Source organism: Pseudomonas fluorescens (assembly GCF_902497625.1).
Classification (GTDB): domain Bacteria; phylum Pseudomonadota; class Gammaproteobacteria; order Pseudomonadales; family Pseudomonadaceae; genus Aquipseudomonas; species Aquipseudomonas fluorescens_BQ.
Genome location: NZ_CABVGX010000014.1, coordinates 94,515 through 113,861 on the forward strand (window position 1 = coordinate 94,515; position 19,347 = coordinate 113,861).

The 19,347-nt window shown below is 57.5% G+C and carries 22 protein-coding genes; 16 read left to right on the plus strand and 6 right to left on the minus strand.

Features of this window, described 5'->3' with window-relative positions:
• The first annotated feature begins 530 nt into the window (after positions 1–530).
• Together F8N12_RS11135 and F8N12_RS11140 are read left to right on the plus strand one after the other, a co-directional pair.
• Positions 531–2,471: an S-type pyocin domain-containing protein gene (locus F8N12_RS11135; protein ID WP_224787695.1), complete on the plus strand. Its 1,941-nt coding sequence runs from the start codon at positions 531–533 to the stop codon at positions 2,469–2,471.
• Position 2,472: 1 nt separating this feature from the next.
• Positions 2,473–2,733 carry a bacteriocin immunity protein gene (locus F8N12_RS11140; RefSeq protein WP_150580481.1) on the plus strand — a complete coding sequence of 87 codons (261 nt, stop codon included), beginning with the start codon at positions 2,473–2,475 and terminating at the stop codon, positions 2,731–2,733.
• A gap of 47 nt (positions 2,734–2,780) precedes the next feature.
• Here the strand turns inward: F8N12_RS11140 and F8N12_RS11145 are convergent, their stop codons facing one another.
• From F8N12_RS11145 to F8N12_RS11160, 4 genes are all read right to left on the minus strand, one after another.
• Positions 2,781–3,692: an SDR family oxidoreductase gene (locus F8N12_RS11145; RefSeq protein WP_150580482.1), complete on the minus strand. Its 912-nt coding sequence runs from the start codon at positions 3,690–3,692 to the stop codon at positions 2,781–2,783.
• A 242-nt stretch (positions 3,693–3,934) separates the two neighbouring features.
• Positions 3,935–4,837, minus strand: coding sequence for an alpha/beta fold hydrolase (locus F8N12_RS11150; RefSeq protein WP_150580483.1), 903 nt, complete (start codon positions 4,835–4,837; stop codon positions 3,935–3,937).
• Positions 4,837–5,619: a class II aldolase/adducin family protein gene (locus tag F8N12_RS11155; protein WP_150580484.1), complete on the minus strand. Its 783-nt coding sequence runs from the start codon at positions 5,617–5,619 to the stop codon at positions 4,837–4,839. Before F8N12_RS11155 ends, F8N12_RS11150 begins: the two co-directional genes overlap by 1 nt.
• 149 nt (positions 5,620–5,768) lie before the next feature.
• On the minus strand, positions 5,769–6,224 hold the full coding sequence (locus F8N12_RS11160) for a flavodoxin (RefSeq protein WP_150580485.1): 456 nt from the start codon (positions 6,222–6,224) through the stop codon (positions 5,769–5,771).
• A gap of 102 nt (positions 6,225–6,326) precedes the next feature.
• Here F8N12_RS11160 and F8N12_RS11165 point away from each other — a divergent pair, with 102 nt between their 5' ends.
• Both F8N12_RS11165 and F8N12_RS11170 read left to right on the plus strand, forming a co-directional pair.
• Positions 6,327–6,803 (plus strand): PAS domain-containing protein, encoded by a 477-nt coding sequence (locus F8N12_RS11165; protein ID WP_150580486.1) that lies wholly within the window; start codon positions 6,327–6,329, stop codon positions 6,801–6,803.
• A gap of 54 nt (positions 6,804–6,857) precedes the next feature.
• Positions 6,858–7,463 carry a hypothetical protein gene (locus tag F8N12_RS11170; protein WP_150580487.1) on the plus strand — a complete coding sequence of 202 codons (606 nt, stop codon included), beginning with the start codon at positions 6,858–6,860 and terminating at the stop codon, positions 7,461–7,463.
• A 15-nt stretch (positions 7,464–7,478) separates the two neighbouring features.
• On the opposite strand, the gene F8N12_RS11175 is transcribed toward F8N12_RS11170, so the two are convergent.
• A complete protein-coding gene (locus F8N12_RS11175; protein WP_150580488.1) occupies positions 7,479–8,447 on the minus strand; it encodes a MerR family transcriptional regulator in 969 nt (322 codons plus the stop codon).
• Between the two features lie 222 nt (positions 8,448–8,669).
• On the opposite strand from F8N12_RS11175, the gene F8N12_RS11180 reads away from it, so the two are divergent.
• From F8N12_RS11180 to F8N12_RS11230, 11 genes are all read left to right on the plus strand, one after another.
• Positions 8,670–9,224, plus strand: a complete 555-nt coding sequence (locus tag F8N12_RS11180) for an antibiotic biosynthesis monooxygenase (protein WP_150580489.1) — start codon at positions 8,670–8,672, stop codon at positions 9,222–9,224.
• A 304-nt stretch (positions 9,225–9,528) separates the two neighbouring features.
• Positions 9,529–10,239 carry a dihydromonapterin reductase gene (gene folM / locus F8N12_RS11185; RefSeq protein WP_150580490.1) on the plus strand — a complete coding sequence of 237 codons (711 nt, stop codon included), beginning with the start codon at positions 9,529–9,531 and terminating at the stop codon, positions 10,237–10,239.
• 21 nt (positions 10,240–10,260) lie between these two features.
• Positions 10,261–10,836, plus strand: coding sequence for a GTP cyclohydrolase I FolE (gene folE / locus F8N12_RS11190; protein WP_150580491.1), 576 nt, complete (start codon positions 10,261–10,263; stop codon positions 10,834–10,836).
• A 2-nt stretch (positions 10,837–10,838) separates the two neighbouring features.
• Positions 10,839–11,219, plus strand: a complete 381-nt coding sequence (folX, locus tag F8N12_RS11195; protein ID WP_150580492.1) for a dihydroneopterin triphosphate 2'-epimerase — start codon at positions 10,839–10,841, stop codon at positions 11,217–11,219.
• Between the two features lie 106 nt (positions 11,220–11,325).
• Positions 11,326–11,622, plus strand: coding sequence for a DUF1244 domain-containing protein (locus tag F8N12_RS11200; RefSeq protein ID WP_008026968.1), 297 nt, complete (start codon positions 11,326–11,328; stop codon positions 11,620–11,622).
• Positions 11,615–11,953, plus strand: a complete 339-nt coding sequence (locus tag F8N12_RS11205; protein ID WP_150580493.1) for a HopJ type III effector protein — start codon at positions 11,615–11,617, stop codon at positions 11,951–11,953. The genes F8N12_RS11200 and F8N12_RS11205 overlap by 8 nt, the downstream gene beginning before the upstream one ends.
• 217 nt (positions 11,954–12,170) lie before the next feature.
• Positions 12,171–13,421 (plus strand): aspartate aminotransferase family protein, encoded by a 1,251-nt coding sequence (locus F8N12_RS11210; protein ID WP_150580494.1) that lies wholly within the window; start codon positions 12,171–12,173, stop codon positions 13,419–13,421.
• A 227-nt stretch (positions 13,422–13,648) separates the two neighbouring features.
• A complete protein-coding gene (locus F8N12_RS11215; RefSeq protein ID WP_150580495.1) occupies positions 13,649–14,623 on the plus strand; it encodes an amino acid ABC transporter permease in 975 nt (324 codons plus the stop codon).
• Between the two features lie 5 nt (positions 14,624–14,628).
• The gene (locus F8N12_RS11220; RefSeq protein WP_412072142.1) at positions 14,629–15,420 is read left to right on the plus strand and encodes an amino acid ABC transporter ATP-binding protein; all 792 of its coding nucleotides are present in this window, start codon (positions 14,629–14,631) and stop codon (positions 15,418–15,420) included.
• A 47-nt stretch (positions 15,421–15,467) separates the two neighbouring features.
• Entirely contained in the window at positions 15,468–16,301 is an 834-nt protein-coding gene (locus F8N12_RS11225) for a transporter substrate-binding domain-containing protein (protein WP_150580496.1), read from the plus strand.
• Between the two features lie 150 nt (positions 16,302–16,451).
• Positions 16,452–17,735, plus strand: a complete 1,284-nt coding sequence (locus F8N12_RS11230) for an NAD(P)/FAD-dependent oxidoreductase (protein WP_150580497.1) — start codon at positions 16,452–16,454, stop codon at positions 17,733–17,735.
• A gap of 174 nt (positions 17,736–17,909) precedes the next feature.
• Here the strand turns inward: F8N12_RS11230 and trxB are convergent, their stop codons facing one another.
• Positions 17,910–18,872, minus strand: a complete 963-nt coding sequence (trxB, locus tag F8N12_RS11240) for a thioredoxin-disulfide reductase (RefSeq protein WP_150580498.1) — start codon at positions 18,870–18,872, stop codon at positions 17,910–17,912.
• A 314-nt stretch (positions 18,873–19,186) separates the two neighbouring features.
• Here trxB and F8N12_RS11250 point away from each other — a divergent pair.
• The coding region (locus F8N12_RS11250) for an EI24 domain-containing protein (protein WP_412072143.1) at positions 19,187–19,347 on the plus strand (161 nt) is incomplete at its 3' end.

Here is a 19,347-nt window from a genome sequence, read left to right on the forward strand (position 1 = left end):
TCGTGGACTGTTGCCGAGGCTGCAACAGTGCTTGTCTGGAATCACTATTTTTCCTTTGCGGACAAGGGCTTATTCTCAGCGCGATGCAAGGCAACTGACGGGTAGCACCTGGCGATGGAAACTGCTCCGCTCAGTCCGCCGCGAAAAATTCAGATGATTTGAAGCGTTTCGAATTATCAACCCGCGTTCTCTGACGTTGATTTGTTGCTCCTTGATCCACGTCTTGCTTTGGCCGCTGCGTTTGCAGCGGCCTTTTTTATGGGCAGGAATAACAGGTATCGCGACACTGAACGCCTACGTCGCGGGATACAGTAGTGTAAGAGAAGTCCTTTTTTTCAAAAGGATAATGTGCATTTATAAGCTGCCCGAATGATTCTTCCTTCATGAATTAATTAAATGAACCACTGGATTTTCAGACCCTGAAATTTAACTTTTACATTATGATGACCAACAAGTAGCAAGAAATTAATTTCAGCTTTATAAATGAGATATTTCGCAAAACAAACTGCACGCACATTCAAGGAAAGAATATGCTCAATCAAAATTTCACGCTGCCTGCGACTTACGTAGGGAAACAGCCGGTGTCAGGTCTGGACTCAGTCGGAGGAGGATTTTCGAATATACCCAGTCAGGGCATGTCAGTTCACCACATGCTCAACAACATACAGATTCAAGTATTCAATCAAATAGATGCGGTAGTATCTTTAACCTCTAGCACATACATGACGCAATCTTTGCAATTACCGCAGACAATCGAAAATGAACTCTCTGCCGTCAGAGCAGAAACAGCCAGCGGATCGCAATCTCCCACTGCAGCAGCTCTTCGGGAAATCGGTATAACGAGTACACTTATTCACCGAAAAGAGGTAGAACTAAGCAGCACAAGGATCCTGGCTAATTCATTTTACGGAAGTAATCCTCATGATAAAACCATGGCGCAATTTTCCGATAGAGCGAGCCAGATTGATCGTAATATTTATAATATTAGCCCCATAATTCAATCATGGGCAGATGCTTACCAAGCCGAATACTCCGCCAGACTTTTAACCCAATCCATTGAATTATTGATTCAGAAACGCGCCAACTTGCAGAGCCAATTGGCCATCGCACAGGCTGAAGAACAGAGGCTCTCGGCAGCGCGAGAGGAAGCACAACGAGTAGCGGCGGAGCTTGTCCGGGCTAATGAGGAAGCCGAGGTCCGCGCCCGAGAGCAAGCAAGACTTTCAGCCCTTGAAGAAGCCCGACGCGCGGCTGCAGAGCAGGCAAAAATTGCAGCAGAGGCACTTGCGCAGCAGGTGGCAGCAGAACAGGCGCGCGTTGATGCACTTGCTGAGTTGAAGCGGCTCGAAGAGCAGCGGCAAGCGGAAGAAAATGCAAAAATATCGACACTTCCGTTGTCAGGTTTTACAGCGGCGACCGGCCCCCTCTTCGCTGGCACAGCCGGGACGGTGGGAGTTAGCGCGGCAACATCGCTGGCGATCAGATCCGCTCTTCAATCAGCACTCTCCGCAGCTATCTCGGCCGCCGTCGGTTCAGCCGGTGCCGTGGTCAGCGGATTCGCGGCTCTGGTATATCCCTCGCCTCTAGGCAATAGCGACCTTTACACTTTGAGCGTTCCGCTCGCCGACCTTTCGCCAATTGCAGATCAGAACTTGAGGGCAGGCGTGCAATCAAGTGGCCCCGTCAGACTGACTGTCGGCATTGGCTCAAAAGCTAACCGCAACGCGATCGAATATTTTGTTGTCGCCCTGAACGGCACTGCAGTGCCTTATGACGTGCAAGTCCAGCACGCCACGTACGATCCGGCCCGCAACGTCTATACGACTCAGAGCCCGGACGTGCATTCCATTGGCATGACCTGGACGCCGATTGTTAAACCAGGTGACGCATCAACATCCTTGCCCTCGGGCCAGCCGGGAGTTGTCGTTTACGAGGGTGCCATCGTTACAGCCCTCGAAGGACGTATTGATCCATTCCCTGAACTGGATCTCGACACTCTGCGAGGCTTCATCACCGTTTTCCCTGCAGATTCGGGGATACCTCCTATCTATACGATATTCAGGGATAGGAGGAATGAACCTGGTGTAATTAGCGGATTCGGGCAGACAGTTTCGGGGGATTGGGTAGGTGCCGCATCAACGATGGATGGCGCACCGCTTCCAACTCAGATTGCAGATATACTTCGAGGAAGGGAATTCTCCAGTTTCAACGCTTTTCGGAGAGCCTTTTGGAAGGCGGTTGCGGCGGATCCTGTCTTGAGCTCACAGTTACCTCGGATGAGTAAAATAGAAATGCAAAAAGGACTTTCCTTAAAAGCGCCTTTAGCCGATCAAATCGGGAAAAGGACGAAATACGAGCTTCACCATTTAAAACCTATCGGTGAAGACGGAGCAGTCTACGATATTGATAACATTCGAATATTGGGACCCAGGCAGCATATCAATGCCCACTCCACCAAAGGGGAACAGTGAGATGACTCTTAAAAACAAGCTGGAAGATTACACCGAATCTGAATACAAGACTCTTATCGAGCGCTTATTCGCAGGTGATTACTCCTCGGAAGCCGAGCTGGACGAAATCGTCGAGATCATCGTCATTACGTCTGAGCATCCGAATGGCTCAGACATTATGTATTACCCATCGGCTGGAGCTGAAGATAGTCCAGAGGGGGTATTGAACACCATAAAAATCTGGCGCGCAGCTAATAACAAATCCGGATTTAAACCCGAGTAATGTACATCAACAGGGGCAGGACATGAATTCTGCCCCTGTAGCAATCTTTAAATCGAATACCTCTGCAAATTCCCCATCATTTCCTTCAACGCGTCAATATTATCCTTCGGATGCACCGCGCCTTCGAAATCACAGATCTGCGCCCAATTCGCCGCCACATCGTCCGGCGAGAATCCTACCCGTGGATCGAACCCGGCACCCAGGCTGCGCTCCCAGCGAACCTTGCCCATCCAGCCGCCACCCACTTCAAACAGGCCCGACGTTTCCTGACAGTTTTCGCTGGCCAGATAGACCACCAGCGGGCTGACCAGTTCGGGCTTGAGCTGTTCGAACACTTGCGGCGGAATCAGGCCTTCGGTCATGCGCGTGCCGCCGGTGGGAGCGATGGCGTTGACAAGAATGTTGTGCTTACGCCCTTCGATGGCAAGGGTGCGGGTCAGGCCGTAGAGGCCGAGCTTGGCCATGCCGTAGTTGGATTGACCGAAGTTGCCATAGATGCCCGAGGTCGAGGCGGTGAAGATCACTCGGCCATAGTTTTGCTCGCGCAGATGCGGCCACGCCGCGCGGGTAACCTTATAAGCGCCCTCAACGTGGACGCGGTAAACCAGATCCCAGTCGGCATCGTCCATCTTGTGGAAGGTCTTGTCCCGCAGGATCCCGGCATTGTTGACGACCACGTCGACGCGGCCGAAAACATCCAGCGCATTCTGGACGATTTTGTCGCCATCGGTGACCGAGTCGTGGCTGGCCTCGGCAACACCGCCCGCCTGACGAATTTCCGCTACGACGCGGTCCGCCGCCGATGCGTTTGCGCCCTCCCCCTGAGCCGAACCGCCGAGATCATTGACCAGCACTTTGGCTCCCTGCGCGGCGAATAGCAACGCGTGCGCACGCCCGAGGCCGCCGCCGGCCCCGGTGATGATTACGACTTTATCTTCGAAGCGCACAGACTCATTCATGGGAGGACTCCAGCAGGCCAAAGGGACGATGTGTCCGAGTGTCAGGCACGGCGCCGCGGGTCACAATGAATACGGGTGGGGCTGAATGGTGTTCGATAAGGCTGGGGGATGATGCGGATTTGGGATTGGGGGGACCATTAGAGATCGCAGCCTCGTGTTACTCGACAGCTCCTACATCGGGATCACCGATATCCCTGTAGGAGCTGTCGAGTAACACGAGGCTGCGATCTTTCAGCATCGACTCAGGAAAAAGCCACCTTACGCGGCAAAGGGATCAACCGGCCGCGAAACGCCAGATAATGCTGCAGCACCTGCACCGGCGCTTCGGTCTGCGGGTAATGGCCGATGCTTGGCAACAGCACTGTATCAGCGTCTGGAATCAATTCCTGATAGCGCTTGACCATGTGCGCTCCGGAGATCGGATCGACCTCGCCATCAATCACCCTCAACGGCACTTCGCCGCGCTGCATCGCCAGCACCCAACGGTCCCGCTGAACTCGCCGTTCGGGAATGTAGGCGATGAGTTTGTGAATAATCCGCGTCCCGTTATTGCTAACGATCAGGCTCCAGAAATCGTCCATCTCGCTTTCCGTAGGGCGGCTATGCGGACCGAATATCTGCCGGAAACTCTTCACCAGCGCCTCGCGCGAGAAGGCTCGCCCAATCATCCAGCCCAATGGGCTGAGCAGCAGTTTTTGCATGAGTACCGGGCGATGGGTTTCCGGAAACAGGCCGCCGTTGAGGAACACACAACTGGCGAGTTCGATGCGCGCCTCATAGTGTCGCGCCAGCAGTTCCTGCGCCACGCTGTCGCCATAATCGTGGGCAATAATGTGCACGGGCGTCTCGACGTGCAGGTGTTCGAGCAGTGCCTGTTGCAGATCGGCCTGTTCGAGCAAGCTGTATTCATGGTTGACCGGTTTGGCTGAATCGCCGAAGCCGAGCATGTCGCAAGCTATCACGCGATAGCGCTGGGCCAGTGGCTGCCAGAGGAAATGCCAGTCCCAACTGGCCGTCGGAAAACCGTGAATCAGCAACAGTGGCTCGCCCTGCCCTGCCGTCCAGTAACGAATGGCATGGCCGCGGAACATGAACGTCTGACTGCGCTTGCGCCAGACACACAGCGGGATCTCGGCGAGTGGCATCAGAATTTGTATCCCGGGTCCAGTTGATCGAGCTTACGTAGCAACGCCGGCCAGGCCAGCGCGCCCCCCATGCCTTGAGAACTTTTGGTGACGCCAGCGATCATCGCCTTGGCACCCGCCAGGATCTGCGGATCGATGGCGATCAATTCCGCCCCACCGTTCTGCGCCAGCACTTGGATATCGCAAGCGCGCTGGAAGGTAAACATCATCAGGAAGGTATCGGCAACGGTACTGCCGCAGGTCAGCAAGCCGTGGTTGTGCAACATCAGAAAATTGTTGTCGCCGAGGTCGGCCTGCAACCGCGCCTTCTCTTCGTGGTTCAACGCAACGCCTTCATAGGCGTGATAAGCCAGGCTGGACAGCACGAATAACGACTGCTGGCTGATTGGCAAGACGCCCTGTTTCTGCGCCGACACCGCGACACCCGCCGCAGTGTGCGTATGCAGCACGCACACCACATCATGACGCACTTCATGCACGGCGCTGTGGATCGTGTACCCCGCCGGGTTGATGTCGTACGGGCTTTCCATCAATTTGTTGCCGGCCTGATCGACCTTGACCAGGCTGGATGCGGTGATCTCGTGGAACATCAGGCCGAATGGGTTGATCAGGAAATCTTCGGTACCCGGCACCTTGGCCGAGATGTGCGTGAAAATCAGATCGTCCCAGCCGTGCTGGGCGACCAGACGATAACAGGCCGCCAGATCGACGCGGGTCTGCCACTCGGCGGCGCTGACCTGATGTTGAACGCTCGGTGTCGACTGGATGGGGGCTACGCTCACAGCAAGGAACTCCTGTTCTTGTTTTTATGCTCACGTGAAGCAGTCTAGTCAGCCCTCGATAATCGGGTAGTTGCATTGGCAGCCAGCTTGATGGCCTAGCGAGTCAGTGCCTCGAAAGGCCCGCAGTCACAGGTTTCGCCAGCGGCGGATCAGTGGTTCAGCGCATCGATCAGTTCGGCCAGCCAGGGCTCCGCGTCGGTTTCCGGGGTGACACTTTCGCTGGCGTCCAGACGCAGCATCGGCAGCACTTCACGCACGCCCAACTCGGTAAACAGCTCACGCATCTGCTCGCCACCGCCGCAAAAAGTATCGCCATAACTGGCATCACCCAAGCCGATCACGGCACCCGGCAAACCACGCCATGCCGCCGGCAACTGATCGCGGATGGCGCTATACAAAGGCTGCAGATTGTCGGGCAGCTCGCCCATGCCGGTGGTCGACGTCACGGCGAGAAAAGCGTCCGGACCGAACGCCTGTATGTCCGCAAGGCTTGCCCGTGGGTTGTGGAACGTATCGAAACCGGCAGTTTTCAGAATGCTGGCGGCATGACGGGCGACTTCTTCGGCCGTGCCGTATACCGAGCCGGAAAGGATGGCAACTTTCATCAATCGGGTCCTGAAGTTGAATAAAGGGAAGGATCTTAACAGCACGACCCTGATTGTTCTTTTAGAATGCAGACGATCAATCACCCGCAAAGGACTCTGCAAATGATCAATGCGCAGCTGCTGCAAATGGTCGTCAATGCTTCGAATGAAGGCATCGTGATCGCGGAAAAAGAGGGCGAGCAAGACAATATTCTGATTTACGTCAATCCGGCGTTCGAGCGCATGACGGGCTATTCAAGCGAAGAAATCCTCTATCAGGACTGCCGCTTTCTGCAGGCTGGAGATCGGGATCAGGCGTCCTTGCGCGTGGTTCGCGAGACACTCGATCAGGGAGGCTCTTGCCGCGAGATTCTGCACAATTATCGCAAGGACGGTACGCCATTCTGGAACGAGCTATCGCTTTCGACAGTAAAAAATTCCGCTGACGGCCAGACCTATTTCGTCGGAGTGCAAAAAGATGTCACTCTTCAGGTCAAGGCTCAGCAGCGTATCGTGCAGCTTGAAGCCCAAGTGAACGAGCTGCAGAACCAACTGGCCGCGCTGAAAGCGACCAACGGTGCAAACAAAAATGCGAATTAGTTGTCATTAACTACAATCACCGATGACTTTGTTAGCATTTCTTTCGAGTAGATCATGCAACGCGACGCGCTCCTGACCCAGGATGAGCTGGATTTCATCCAGACCATGCAGCATAACCCGCAACTCAATGTGCGGGATGCGACGTCGAGCCTGCTGGTCAATGGCGGTTCGCAGATTCGTGATCTGCTCACGCGCCTTGCTGCCCATGAGCAAGTGACCATCCAAGCCAACTTCGACAATCAGCAAATGACGTTCCCCCTGCACTTGGTTGAAGACGAATTTCATGCGCTGCATCTGCGCCTGGGCGTTCCGAGCATTTATGAGGATGGTCCGATGGTGCGGCCCTGGCGTTTAGTGCTGGAGGAGCCGGTAGCGTTGGAGAATGCCAGTGGCCAGCCCGGGACAATGTGGGTGCACGAAGTGTCCTTCAAAGGTGTTCTGCTGGAAGTACGCAACAAGACCAAGCCGCCAAAGCATTTCGCACTATGGTTCAGTCCTTCGGGCTACGAACGTATCGCCTTGCGCGGCACCTTCGAAAAGGAAACGGATAACGGCTACTTCGCCTATCAGTTGAACCAGGGCGACAAAGACGAAACCGAGCGCCTGCGCCAGTACATCCTTCAGCAGCATCGCCTGACCCACCCCGCCTTGCACCTCTGATTCACACCGCCCGCCTCAAGTGTCCAGGCTGCCTGCCAGGAACTGCTTGAGCCTTTGGCGCATCTGCGTTCCATCACTTCCCAGACAGCCGATCGAAGATCCAGCCAGGTTCTCCTGCGCCAGCTCAGCGACTTCACCCGCCAGCATCAGCTGACAATCAATGCTCAAGGCCAGTCGCTTCAGCAATAACGGCAGTTGCGGCAGCGGCGCATTGTTGGAGAAAAGCACGAGTGCTTGAGGCTTGATCCTCTCGCACACCAGCGTCAATTCATCGAACGGCTGACCGACCGCCATGACCTGAATTGCGCAATCGGAATTACTGAGCAGTAACGCCGCGGCCAGCAGTTCGACTTCGTGACAGCGATCGTTCAAGGCGCATACAACGACTCTGCAGGCTCCCGTGACGGGTGCCAGCGACAGGCGCTGTACGATGCGGGAGCGCAAGAAACCATCGAAAAAAAACCATTCACTGGCGTGTCCGAACTCATCTCGCCGGTGCTGCGCTTGCTGAAAATGTTTCCATAACGGCAGCAGGATGTCCTGAAACACTACCGATAGCGGGTAACTGGAAAAAATCCGTCCATAGATCTGATCAAGTGTTACCACATCGAACGCGCGAACCGCGCACTTGAGCTGTTCCTGCCATTGCGCATGGTCGGGGTGCACTCGCTCGCTGGGGATAATGTGCGCCAACGCCTGAAGCGGCGCGACCTTGGCCAGTATCTTGCCGACTTTACTGACAGCGACGCCGCGATCAATCCAGTCGAGAATACTGCGCACCCGCTCAATATCGCTCATCGAATACAGGCGATGCCCGCTATCAGTGCGCGTCGGCTGAATCAAACCGTAACGCCGCTCCCACGCGCGCAAGGTGACCGGATTCACTCCGGTGAGCCGCGCCACTTCACGGATAGGGAGCATCTGCTCCAGGGCAGGTGCAAGATCGGGCTGAAGACCCAGGGAGGCGTCAATGATGGCAGACATTCGGCAATCCACGTCCTTGTATGAGTTGGATCCCAGTGTAACCCTCAGCGCCCGGGATAATTCAAGACATCGACGATCGACCTGCCATGCGGGCCACGCCTGTAGAATCCGGAATGTTTTTTGCTGGTTTTTTAACGGGTTGCAAGGCCGCAGCACCCTACCCACCGCTGCGCCTGCCGAACTCCTACCCGGAGCGAGGCATCAGTCTCATGGAGATACACAATGTCTACCTCACCCGTCACGCTGATGGTCGCCCGTCGCGTTGCCGAAGGGCGTTATCAGGATTTGACGCTCTGGCTGCGCGAAGGCGAACAGCTGGCCACCGATTTTCAAGGTTATCTCGGCTCTGGCGTGCTTGCACCACCGCCTGACGATAATGAATTCCAGATCATTTTTCGCTTCGCCGATGAGCAAACGATGCACGCCTGGGAGCATTCCGCCTCGCGAACCGCGTGGCTGGAGCGTGGCAGTGATTTGTTCGCCGACCCCACCGAGCATCGTGTCAGCGGCATTGAAGGCTGGTTTGGCGCGGCCGGCCAGCGCCCGCCGCGCTGGAAGCAGGCAGTGGCGATCTGGATGGCATTTTTCCCGGTGTCGTTGCTGTTCAACTTTGGATTGGGCCCGTTACTCGATGAATTGAGCCTGCTGCCTCGCGTGCTGATCAGCACGCTGTGCCTGACGCCATTGATGGTTTACCTGTTCATTCCGTTGTCGACGCGACTGCTGGCCGGTTGGCTGAACACCCCGACGAAGCTCCGCAAAACCGTCAACCCGTAGCCGGCTTGCTCGCGATGAAGGCGGTACAGGCGACAGATTCTCGCGACTGTCCCACCGCCTTCGCCAGCAGGCTGGCTCCCACAATTGACCTCTGCCAGACATAAAATGTGAGCACCCCCCCCATCAGCTGAGCAAGCTTGCTCGCGAAGAACGACAACGCGATCATCCCATGGCGCCGCTTTTCCACTGATCGCGAGCAAGCTTTGCTGCCACCACGCTTTGCCCCCCACAACCTCGTTCCCATAGAGGTGTGAATCCGCCGTCGCTGTTATAGTTTTTGTTCTCTCCGCGACGCGAGCCGTTCATGACCTCTTCCTCTGCTCCGATCCTCCTTACCGGTGCCGGCCAGCGTGTGGGCCTGCACTGCGCGCAGCGTTTGCTCAAAGATGGCCACCGGGTGATTTTCACCTACCGCACTGAGCGCAGCGGTGTGCAGACATTGCGCGACCTCGGGGCGACGGCGCTCTTCGCGGACTTTTCCACTGAGGCGGGCATCCTGGACTTCATCAGCGAACTGAAAACCCTTACCGACAGCCTCCGGGCCATCGTGCACAACGCATCCGAGTGGCTGGCAGAGTCCACGGACAGCGACGCCGCAGCGTTTACACGCATGTTCAACGTGCACATGCTGGCGCCCTACCTGATCAATCTGCACTGCGCCGAACTGCTGCAACGGTCTACCCAGGCCGACATCGTCCACATCAGTGACGACGTCACGCGCAAGGGCAGCAGCAAACACATCGGTTACTGTGCGAGCAAGGCCGGGCTCGACAGCCTGACGCTGTCCTTCGCTGCCCGGTACGCGCCCGCCATCAAAGTCAACGGCATCGCGCCGGCCCTGCTACTGTTCAACCCTGAAGACGACGCGGCGTACCGCACCAAGGCCCTGGCGAAGTCCGCACTGGGCATCGAACCCGGCAGCGAAGTGATTTACCAAAGCTTGCGCTACCTGCTCGACAACCCCTACGTCACAGGCACTACCCTGACCGTCAATGGCGGCCGGCACATCAAATAAGCGGCCCCGCGAGGATGCTCCATGACGTTATCCCTGCACCACAATTCCTTGCCCGAGAACTATCGCGACATTCTCATCGGCCTGGGTGAAAATCCCGACCGCGAAGGTCTGCGCGATACACCGGTGCGCGCGGCCAAAGCCATGCAGTACCTGTGTCATGGGTACGAGCAAAGTGTCGACGAAATCGTCAATGGCGCATTGTTTGCCTCGGACACCGATGAAATGATCATCGTCGCCGACATCGAGCTCTATTCGCTGTGCGAACACCATTTGCTGCCGTTCATCGGCAAGGCCCATGTGGCTTATATTCCTACGGGAAAAGTCTTGGGGCTGTCGAAGATCGCGCGGTTGGTGGACATGTTCGCCCGGCGCCTGCAAATTCAGGAAAACCTCACCCGGCAAATCGCCGATGCGGTGCAGCAAGTGACCGATGCCGCCGGCGTTGCGGTGGTCATCGAGGCGCGGCACATGTGCATGATGATGCGCGGTGTCGAGAAACAGAATTCGACCATGAACACCTCGGTGATGCTCGGCGCCTTCCGCGACTCGAGCAACACCCGCCAGGAGTTTTTGCAATTGATTGGACGGAGCAAGTAGCAATGCCACAACTTCAACCTGGCACCGCACGCATCCGGGTCAAGGACCTGTGCCTGCGGACCTTCATCGGCATCAACGAGGATGAAATCCTCAACAAGCAGGATGTCTTGATCAACCTGACCATCCTGTACGCGGCCCAGGAAGCGGTGCGTGACAACGACATCGAGCACGCGCTGAATTACCGCACCATCACCAAGGCGATTATCGCGCATGTCGAAGGCAATCGCTTTGCATTGCTGGAACGCCTGACCCAGGAAATTCTCGATCTGGTGATGATTAACGAATCAGTGCAATACGCCGAAGTCGAAGTCGACAAACCCCACGCGTTGCGCTTTGCCGAATCGGTGTCGATTACGCTAGCGGCAAGCCGCGCTACTGCGTAGCAGCTGCAAGCTTCAAGCTTTAAGCTTCAAGCGGTAAGCTAACAGCCACCGCAACCCATCTTGCAGCTTGCAGCTTGCCGCTTACAGCTGTCTCGAAGAGACCCCTATGACTGATCAACAACGCCTGGAACTTGAAGCCGCCGCCTTTCGCCGGCTCGTCGCCCACCTCGACAGCCGCAAGGATGTGCAGAATATCGACCTGATGAACCTCTCGGGTTTCTGCCGCAACTGCCTGTCCAAGTGGTACAAGGCCGCTGCCGACGAACGCCAGATCGAAGTCAGCCTCGATGACGCACGCGAAGTGGTTTACGGCATGCCCTACGCCGAATGGAAGGCTCAATACCAGCAAGAAGCCAGCGCCGAACAACAGGCCGCGTTTGCCAAAGGAAAACCCAATGAGTGATCTGAACACCCTGCGCGCCAGCCTCAACAGCGGCGAACACGTTTTCGCCGATACCCTGGCGTTCATCGCGGCTGGATACGACTACCAGCCTCAGGCGTTCAGCAATGGCGGCGTGCAGAATGCGGCCGGGCAGAACGAAGGTTCGTGCAAAACCCTCGGTCTGGCGCTGCTGGAAGGCTTGAGCGATAAAGAAGCATTGCTGGCGTTCGGTGAGCATTACCGCTCGGTAGTAGCGACGCCTGAAGGCAGCGATCATGGCAACATTCGCGCGCTGATCGCGCAGGGTCTGGCCGGCGTGAAATTTGCGCAACAGCCGCTGACTCGCCGCTGATTCAAATCAAAAGATCGCAGCCTCGTTTCACTCGACAGCTCCTACAGAAAAACACGATCCCTGTAGCAGCTGTCGAGTGAAACGAGGCTGCGATCTTTTGATCTTCCACCACACATCCCGACTTTTAAGATTGACCCACCCACTTTATTTCGTTTGCCCGCCAGCACCGCTCACGGCTTAGATAAAAGAAGCCTCCCACCTTCCGAGTCGGTCATCCATGAGCAGCGAAACCATCAGCCGGTCGATCAACATCGTGCATCCCGTCACCCTCAGCCACGGCAAAAATGCCGAAGTCTGGGACACCGATGGCAAACGCTACATCGACTTTGTCGGTGGCATCGGCGTGTTGAACCTTGGTCACTGTCATCCGCGCATCGTCGAGGCCATTCGTGATCAAGCGACCCGGCTGACCCATTACGCCTTCAACGCCGCCCCGCATGTGCCCTACCTCGACTTCATGGATCGCCTCGCGGCGTTTATTCCCGTGAATTATCCCGTCAGCGGCATGCTGACCAACTGCGGCGCGGAAGCAGCGGAAAACGCCTTGAAGATCGTCCGTGGCGCGACCGGTCGCACGGCGGTCATCGCCTTCGATGGCGCGTTCCATGGTCGTACCCTCGCCACGCTCAACCTCAATGGCAAAGTCGCCCCGTACAAACAAAAAGTCGGCGTATTGCCGGGGCCGGTCTATCACCTGCCCTTCCCGAGCAAGGACAACGGCGTGAGCTGCGCCGAAGCGCTGAAGGCGATGGACCGATTGTTCAGCGTCGAAATCGATGTCGATGACGTGGCCTGTTTCATCATCGAACCCGTGCAGGGTGAAGCGGGTTTCCTGGCGCTGGACGTAGAGTTTGCTCAAGCGCTGCGGCGCTTCTGCGACGAGAAAGGCATCGTGCTGATCGCCGATGAAATCCAGTCCGGCTTCGGTCGCACCGGGCAACGCTTCGCGTTTTCGCGGCTGGGCATCGAGCCGGACCTGATCCTGCTGGGCAAAAGCATCGCTGGCGGCGTGCCGCTGGGCGCGGTGGTCGGGCGCAAGGCGCTGCTGGATATTTTGCCCAAGGGCGGGCTCGGCGGTACTTACTCGGGCAACCCTATCGCCTGCGCTGCGGCGATGGCCACCCTGGATGAGATGAGCGACGCCAACCTGCAGGTCTGGGGTTCGCAGCAGGAAGAAGCGATCGTCAGCCGCTATCAAGCCTGGCGCGCGAGTAACCTTTCGCCCTACCTGGGACGTCTGACCGGCGTCGGTGCGATGCGTGGCATCGAGCTGGCTCACGCCGACGGCACGCCAGCCTCGGCACAACTGACGCAATTGCTGGCGCTGGCCCGCGACGCCGGTCTTTTGCTGATGCCCAGCGGCAAGTCGCGGCACATTGTTCGGCTGCTGGCGCCACTGACCACCGAAGCGGCGGTGCTGGAGGAAGGTCTGGACATTCTGGAGGCCTGTCTCGCGCAACTGTCCTGACCGCAAGATGCATTCCGGGACTGACGTAGTGAAATATGTTCGCTTGTAGTCGCGGAATTTGCGTCGCAATACTGGCCAAAGAACCTGATTCGAAACCGCAGGAACCGGCATGCCGGCAGTGGCAGATTAAAAGACCCATCGTCAGCGAGCCGACTCCTGCGCAAGGCGATTCATCGAAGTACCCATTCATTCAGCGAGATCATCAGTACCGACCAGCCGAGGCATGCATGTATCACGACAATATAATTTATAAGAAAAAGTCCAACGATCCTCAGTTCCTGCTCGGCGTGGCCGTGGTGCTGTTCCTCGGCGCCTACCTGATGAATCTCGGCAACAGCGGCCTCGGTCACTTTCTGCACCCGCTGCTGGGCGATGCCCCGGACAGCCTGACCTCACGCAACATTGCCATCGGCCTGGCCATCGCCGTCCTCGGCACGCTTAACTTCCACGTCCTTGGTCGCCTGAAGTTCAAAGTGCAAACCACTGTGGTGTGGATCGAGTTGCTGATTCTGTTCCTGGCATTCTTCGACACCTTCGACCTGTCCTACAGCTTCATTCTCGACAAAGTCGGCTTTCTGATTATTCAGGGCGCCGCAACCACGTTGTATATCTCCGCCATCGCCATCGTGATTGCCTTCGTGCTGGCGCTGATCGGCGCGGTGGCCAAGTTGTCGAACAACGGCCTGGCCAACGCGCTCGCGTCGTTTTATACCTCCTTCTTTCGCGGCGTGCCGTTGCTGATTCAAATCTACCTGATTTATCTGGGGTTGCCGCAACTCGGTTATGTAGTCGACGCGGTGCCCGCTGGCATCCTCGCGCTGTCGCTGTGCTACGGCGCGTACATGACGGAAATCTTCCGCGCCGGTATCCAGAGCATACCCGTAGGGCAGTGGGAAGCTTCGCGGGCGTTGAACATCAGTCCGTTCAAGACACTGAGCAAAGTGATCATGCCCCAGGCCCTGCGCGTGATTATCCCGCCCACCGGTAACCAGTTCATCGCCATGCTCAAGGACAGTTCGCTGGTCTCGGTGATCGGCGTGTGGGAACTGATGTACCTGGCCAAGACCCAGGGCCGAGCGGATTTCCGTCACCTGGAAATGCTCATCACCGCCGCGATGATCTACTGGGCGCTGTCGTTCATTCTCGAACGGGTGCAGGCGCGCATCGAAAAACGGGTCAACCGTTCCACCGTGAGGAGCTGATCGTGATGACTCCAATCCGTACCGCCGAAAGACCGCAACCGACGCCGGTGGCGCAAAGCGCTCCGGCGATGATTTCCATCGCCGGCCTGAACAAGTGGTATGGCAATTTTCACGCTTTGCGCGACGTCGACCTGACCGTTGCCAGCGGTGAAATCCTGGTGGTGTGCGGGCCATCAGGGTCGGGCAAATCGACGATGATTCGCTGCATCAATCATCTGGAAAACTTCCAGAAAGGCCACATTGAGGTCAATGGCATCACCCTGACCAGCGAAGCGGAAAGCGTCAGTGCCGTGCGCAGTGAAATTGGCATGGTATTCCAGAGCTTCAATCTGTTCCCGCACCTGAGCGTGATGGACAACCTGACCCTGGCACCGCAACTGGTGCAAGGCGTGTCCTCCACCGAAGCGAAAAAACGCGCGCAGGTTTACCTGGAGCGTGTACGCATCGCTGAACACGCGCACAAGTATCCGTCGCAATTATCCGGTGGCCAGCAGCAACGCGTGGCGATTGCCCGGGCGCTGTGCATGAATCCCAAGGTAATGCTGTTCGACGAGCCCACCTCCGCGCTCGACCCGGAAATGGTCCACGAGGTGCTGGACGTGATGGGCGAGCTGGCCACCGACGGCATGACCATGATCTGCGTGACCCACGAAATGGGCTTCGCCAGCAAAGTCGCCGACCGCGTGCTGTTCATGGATCAGGGCCAGGTGATCGAACAAGCGACGCCGGCCGAATTTTTCAACAACCCACAGACCGAACGCGCGCAGAAATTCCTCTCGCAGATCATCGGTCACTGAGAACCGTTTTACCCGCCGCAAAACAATAACGAAAAATGGAGATGGACATGCTCAGCAAAAAACGCGCAATCACCCTCGCAGCCGCCATGTCGCTGTTGTTCGTCGGCGCCGCCAATGCCGGTGCGGTGCTGGACAAGATCCAGAGCAGCAAGACGTTGACCATCGCCACCTCAGCGACCTGGCCACCCCAGGGCTTCATCAATGACAAGAATGAAATCGACGGTTTCGACATCGACGTATCGAAAGAGATCGCCAAGCGTCTCGGCGTCGAAGCCAAATTCATCACGCCGGACTGGGACGTGATTACTGCAGGCAAGTGGAACGGTCGCTGGGACGTGTCCGTGGGTTCGATGACCGCCACCAAAAGTCGCGCGCGAATTCTCGACTTCCCCGGGACTTATTATTACGTGCCCTACGTGTTTGCCGTGCACGACAAATCCAAGGTCACTGATCACAAGGCACTGAATGGCAAGACCATCGGTGTCGAAGGCGGCACCACGTCCGAAGATTACTTCAGTCAGGCGCTGGCGATTGAGACCACCGACGTGCCGCCGGTGGTCTACGACGTCAAAACCGAAAAAATGAAAACCTACGCCGGCTCGGTCGGCCCGCTGGACGACCTGCGTCTGGGCGACGGTGCGCGTCTGGACGCGATCCTCACGCAACGCAGCACGCTCGATGCAGCAGTTAAAAAGGGTTACCCGTTGCGGGCCGTCGATGACAACGTTGCGTTCTACGAACCGCTCGCCGTGGCTACCGACAAGGGTGACCCGGAGCTGAAAGCCAAGCTGGCGGAAATCATCGCCGCGATGCACAAGGACGGCACACTGACCAAGCTGTCGGACAAGTGGTACGGCGTCGATTACTCGACGATCAAATAACCACCTGCCCCAATCTTTGTAGGAGCGAGCCTGCTCGCGAAAGACTCAAGGCCCACGCGTAGATCCAGATATCGCGTCATCGTTGACGTCCATCGCGAGCAGGCTCGCTCCCACAGGGTTGGGTGTGAGGCTTATCTTCAGGGATCAACCATGTCCTTCCCCAACACCTGGTATGCCCAGACCTCGCTGCCTCGCGCGGCCAGGCCCGAATTAAATACCGTTGAAACCTGCGACGTCTGCATCATCGGTGCCGGTATCGCCGGGCTCACCGCAGCCCTCGAACTGGCCCGACGCGGCAAACGCGTGGTCATTCTCGAAGCCCATCAGGTCGCCTGGGGCGCGTCCGGCCGCAATGGCGGCGTGGTTTCGCCGGGCTGGGCGGAAGGGTCCGCAGCGATTCGCAAAAAGCTCGGGCTCGAACAGGCCCGGACGCTGTTTCACATGTCTGTCGAAGGTGTGGAGATTGTTCGGCGCAACATCGCCGAGCTCGCGCTGAGCGGCTGCGCGCCATCGGCCGGAACGATCCGGGTCAAGCGTTACGACGACGCTGCCGGGGTGAAGAGCCACATTGAAACGATGCGTCGCGACTTCGGCTATGAAGTGAATTTTCTCGACACCGCCGAGGTTCGGGAACGGGCGCACACCTTGCGCTATTTCCAGGGCGTCGAAGACCCCAATGCCCTGCACTTCCACCCGCTCAATTATTGCCTGGGCCTGGCGATGGCCATCGAGGCGGCGGGCGGCAAGATTTTCGAACAGTCAAAAATGCTCGCCTGGCGTCATGAGGGCAGCGATAAAGTCGTCGAGACCGCGCAGGGCAGCGTGCGTTGTCAGGACCTGGTGTTCTGCGCCGGTGGCTACGGCGGCCCGGAGCTGCAAAAGCTCAGCCGCGCCTATTTGCCAATCGCCACCTACGTGGTGCTGACCGAACACCTGGGCGACTCGATCAAAAACGTACTCGATTCCGCCGCGGCATTCTCCGATGATCGCCGCGCCTCGGACTATTACCGCGTCGTCGAGGGTGATCGTTTGTTGTGGGGCGGTCGCATCACGACCCGCAACGAGCAAAATGAAAAGGCTCTGGCGGCGATGCTCAAGGCGGACATGGTCTCGGTTTATCCACAACTGGCGCAGGTCCGGATCGAGCTGGCCTGGTCCGGGCTGATGGGGTATTCCACCAACAAGATGCCCAACCTCGGATTGCTTGAACCGGGAATCTGGGCGTGCACCTCGTTTGGCGGTCACGGACTGAACACCGGCTCGATCTGCGGCCGGGTGATCGCCGAAGCGGTGTGCGGGGAAAGTAACCGCTACGCGTTGTTCAAGCCGTACCTGCTCGACTGGAACGGCGGCCCGTTCGGCCGGGTAGCGGCGAATGCGATTTATCAGTCGCTGAAGGTGATGGATTTCGTCCAGGAGCGATTGAAAGGTTGATGACAGGTCCTGTGGGAGCGGGCTTGCTCGCGAAAGCGGTGTGCCAGGCAACATCAATGGCGACTGATATGCCGCTTTCGCGAGCAAGCCCGCTCCCACATTAAAAATGTATCGGCCGTGAATCGTGGGACACAAAAAAAACCGGCCGAAGCCGGTTTTGTAATTTCTGCGCAGTCAGAACGAAGCGTTCTGCAGACCGTCCAGATAACGCTCGGCGTCCAGTGCCGCCATGCAGCCGGCGCCGGCCGAGGTGATCGCCTGGCGGTAGACGTGATCCGCTACGTCACCGGCGGCGAAGATGCCGTCGATGTTGGTGGCGGTAGCGTTGCCTTCACGGCCGCCATGCACCACCAGGTAACCGTCTTTCATGGTCAGCTGGCCTGCGAACAACGAAGTGTTCGGGGTGTGGCCGATGGCAATGAACACGCCGTCGACTTTCAGCTCGTCGAAGCTGCCATCGTTGTTCTTCAGACGGGCACCTGTAACGCCCATGTTGTCGCCCAGGACTTCGTCGAGGGTGGCGTTAAGCTTGAGGATGATCTTGCCCTCGGCAACGCGAGCGTGCAGCTTGTCGATCAGAATCTTCTCGGCACGGAACGTTTCGCGACGGTGGACCAGGGTCACGGTGCTGGCGATGTTGGCCAGGTACAGCGCCTCTTCGACAGCAGTGTTGCCGCCACCGACCACAGCCACTGGCTTGTTGCGGTAGAAGAAACCGTCGCAGGTCGCGCAGGCCGAAACGCCTTTGCCCATGAACGCCTCTTCCGACGGCAGGCCAAGATAGCGAGCGCTGGCGCCGGTGGCGATGATCAGCGCGTCGCAGGTGTAAGTCGCGCTGTCGCCGGTCAGGCTGTAAGGCTTGGAAGCGAAGTCCACCGCGTTGATGTGATCAAAGACGATCTCGGTTTCAAAACGTTCAGCGTGCTCTTTCATACGCTCCATCAATGCCGGGCCGGTCAGACCGTGGACATCGCCCGGCCAGTTGTCGACTTCGGTGGTGGTGGTCAGTTGACCGCCGGCCTGCATGCCGGTGATCAGCAGCGGCTTGAGATTGGCACGGGCCGCGTAGACAGCAGCGCTGTAACCGGCAGGGCCGGAACCGAGAATAATCACTCGCGAATGACGGACTTCAGACATGACCTGCTCCTGTTGACCGGCCCGAAACATCTGGCGCGGAACGCCGGGTTGGCCGGCGTGAATAAAAAAGGACCGTTGAAAGCACTTGGGGAAGGCTTGAACTCGACAGTCCTGTAAAAGAATGGGTGCAGCGTATCGAGGGGGCGAAGATTAAGGAAATACCGAATAACAATCCAGCTCATAGGCGGTCTCTATTCGGTTACCGCAAATATATAGACGCCTTTGTTACCGTTGATGTCGATGCTGCCGCTGTGCTTTCGCCCGTGTGGCAAAGCCGGTAAGGTCGGCGCGTTTCCCTTCGCTCGGAGCACGATATGCCTGCACCCGTACTGTCTGGCCCGCAATATTTGCGCGAAGGACTCAAGCTGGTCCTCAGTCCCAGCCTGCGTTTATTCGTCCTGCTGCCACTGGTAATCAACCTGTTGCTGTTCGTCGGATTGATTTACCTGGCTGGCCATCAGTTCAGCCTGTGGGT

Coding starts and splice junctions, on each gene's coding strand:
- F8N12_RS11135 (WP_224787695.1), top strand. CDS start 531: ATGCTCAATCAAAATTTCACGCTGCCTGCGACTTACGTAGGGAAACAG.
- F8N12_RS11140 (WP_150580481.1), top strand. CDS start 2,473: ATGACTCTTAAAAACAAGCTGGAAGATTACACCGAATCTGAATACAAG.
- F8N12_RS11145 (WP_150580482.1), bottom strand. CDS start 3,692: ATGAATGAGTCTGTGCGCTTCGAAGATAAAGTCGTAATCATCACCGGG.
- F8N12_RS11150 (WP_150580483.1), bottom strand. CDS start 4,837: ATGCCACTCGCCGAGATCCCGCTGTGTGTCTGGCGCAAGCGCAGTCAG.
- F8N12_RS11160 (WP_150580485.1), bottom strand. CDS start 6,224: ATGAAAGTTGCCATCCTTTCCGGCTCGGTATACGGCACGGCCGAAGAA.
- F8N12_RS11165 (WP_150580486.1), top strand. CDS start 6,327: ATGATCAATGCGCAGCTGCTGCAAATGGTCGTCAATGCTTCGAATGAA.
- F8N12_RS11170 (WP_150580487.1), top strand. CDS start 6,858: ATGCAACGCGACGCGCTCCTGACCCAGGATGAGCTGGATTTCATCCAG.
- F8N12_RS11175 (WP_150580488.1), bottom strand. CDS start 8,447: ATGTCTGCCATCATTGACGCCTCCCTGGGTCTTCAGCCCGATCTTGCA.
- F8N12_RS11180 (WP_150580489.1), top strand. CDS start 8,670: ATGTCTACCTCACCCGTCACGCTGATGGTCGCCCGTCGCGTTGCCGAA.
- folM (WP_150580490.1), top strand. CDS start 9,529: ATGACCTCTTCCTCTGCTCCGATCCTCCTTACCGGTGCCGGCCAGCGT.
- folE (WP_150580491.1), top strand. CDS start 10,261: ATGACGTTATCCCTGCACCACAATTCCTTGCCCGAGAACTATCGCGAC.
- folX (WP_150580492.1), top strand. CDS start 10,839: ATGCCACAACTTCAACCTGGCACCGCACGCATCCGGGTCAAGGACCTG.
- F8N12_RS11200 (WP_008026968.1), top strand. CDS start 11,326: ATGACTGATCAACAACGCCTGGAACTTGAAGCCGCCGCCTTTCGCCGG.
- F8N12_RS11205 (WP_150580493.1), top strand. CDS start 11,615: ATGAGTGATCTGAACACCCTGCGCGCCAGCCTCAACAGCGGCGAACAC.
- F8N12_RS11210 (WP_150580494.1), top strand. CDS start 12,171: ATGAGCAGCGAAACCATCAGCCGGTCGATCAACATCGTGCATCCCGTC.
- F8N12_RS11215 (WP_150580495.1), top strand. CDS start 13,649: ATGTATCACGACAATATAATTTATAAGAAAAAGTCCAACGATCCTCAG.
- F8N12_RS11220 (WP_412072142.1), top strand. CDS start 14,629: ATGACTCCAATCCGTACCGCCGAAAGACCGCAACCGACGCCGGTGGCG.
- F8N12_RS11225 (WP_150580496.1), top strand. CDS start 15,468: ATGCTCAGCAAAAAACGCGCAATCACCCTCGCAGCCGCCATGTCGCTG.
- F8N12_RS11230 (WP_150580497.1), top strand. CDS start 16,452: ATGTCCTTCCCCAACACCTGGTATGCCCAGACCTCGCTGCCTCGCGCG.
- trxB (WP_150580498.1), bottom strand. CDS start 18,872: ATGTCTGAAGTCCGTCATTCGCGAGTGATTATTCTCGGTTCCGGCCCT.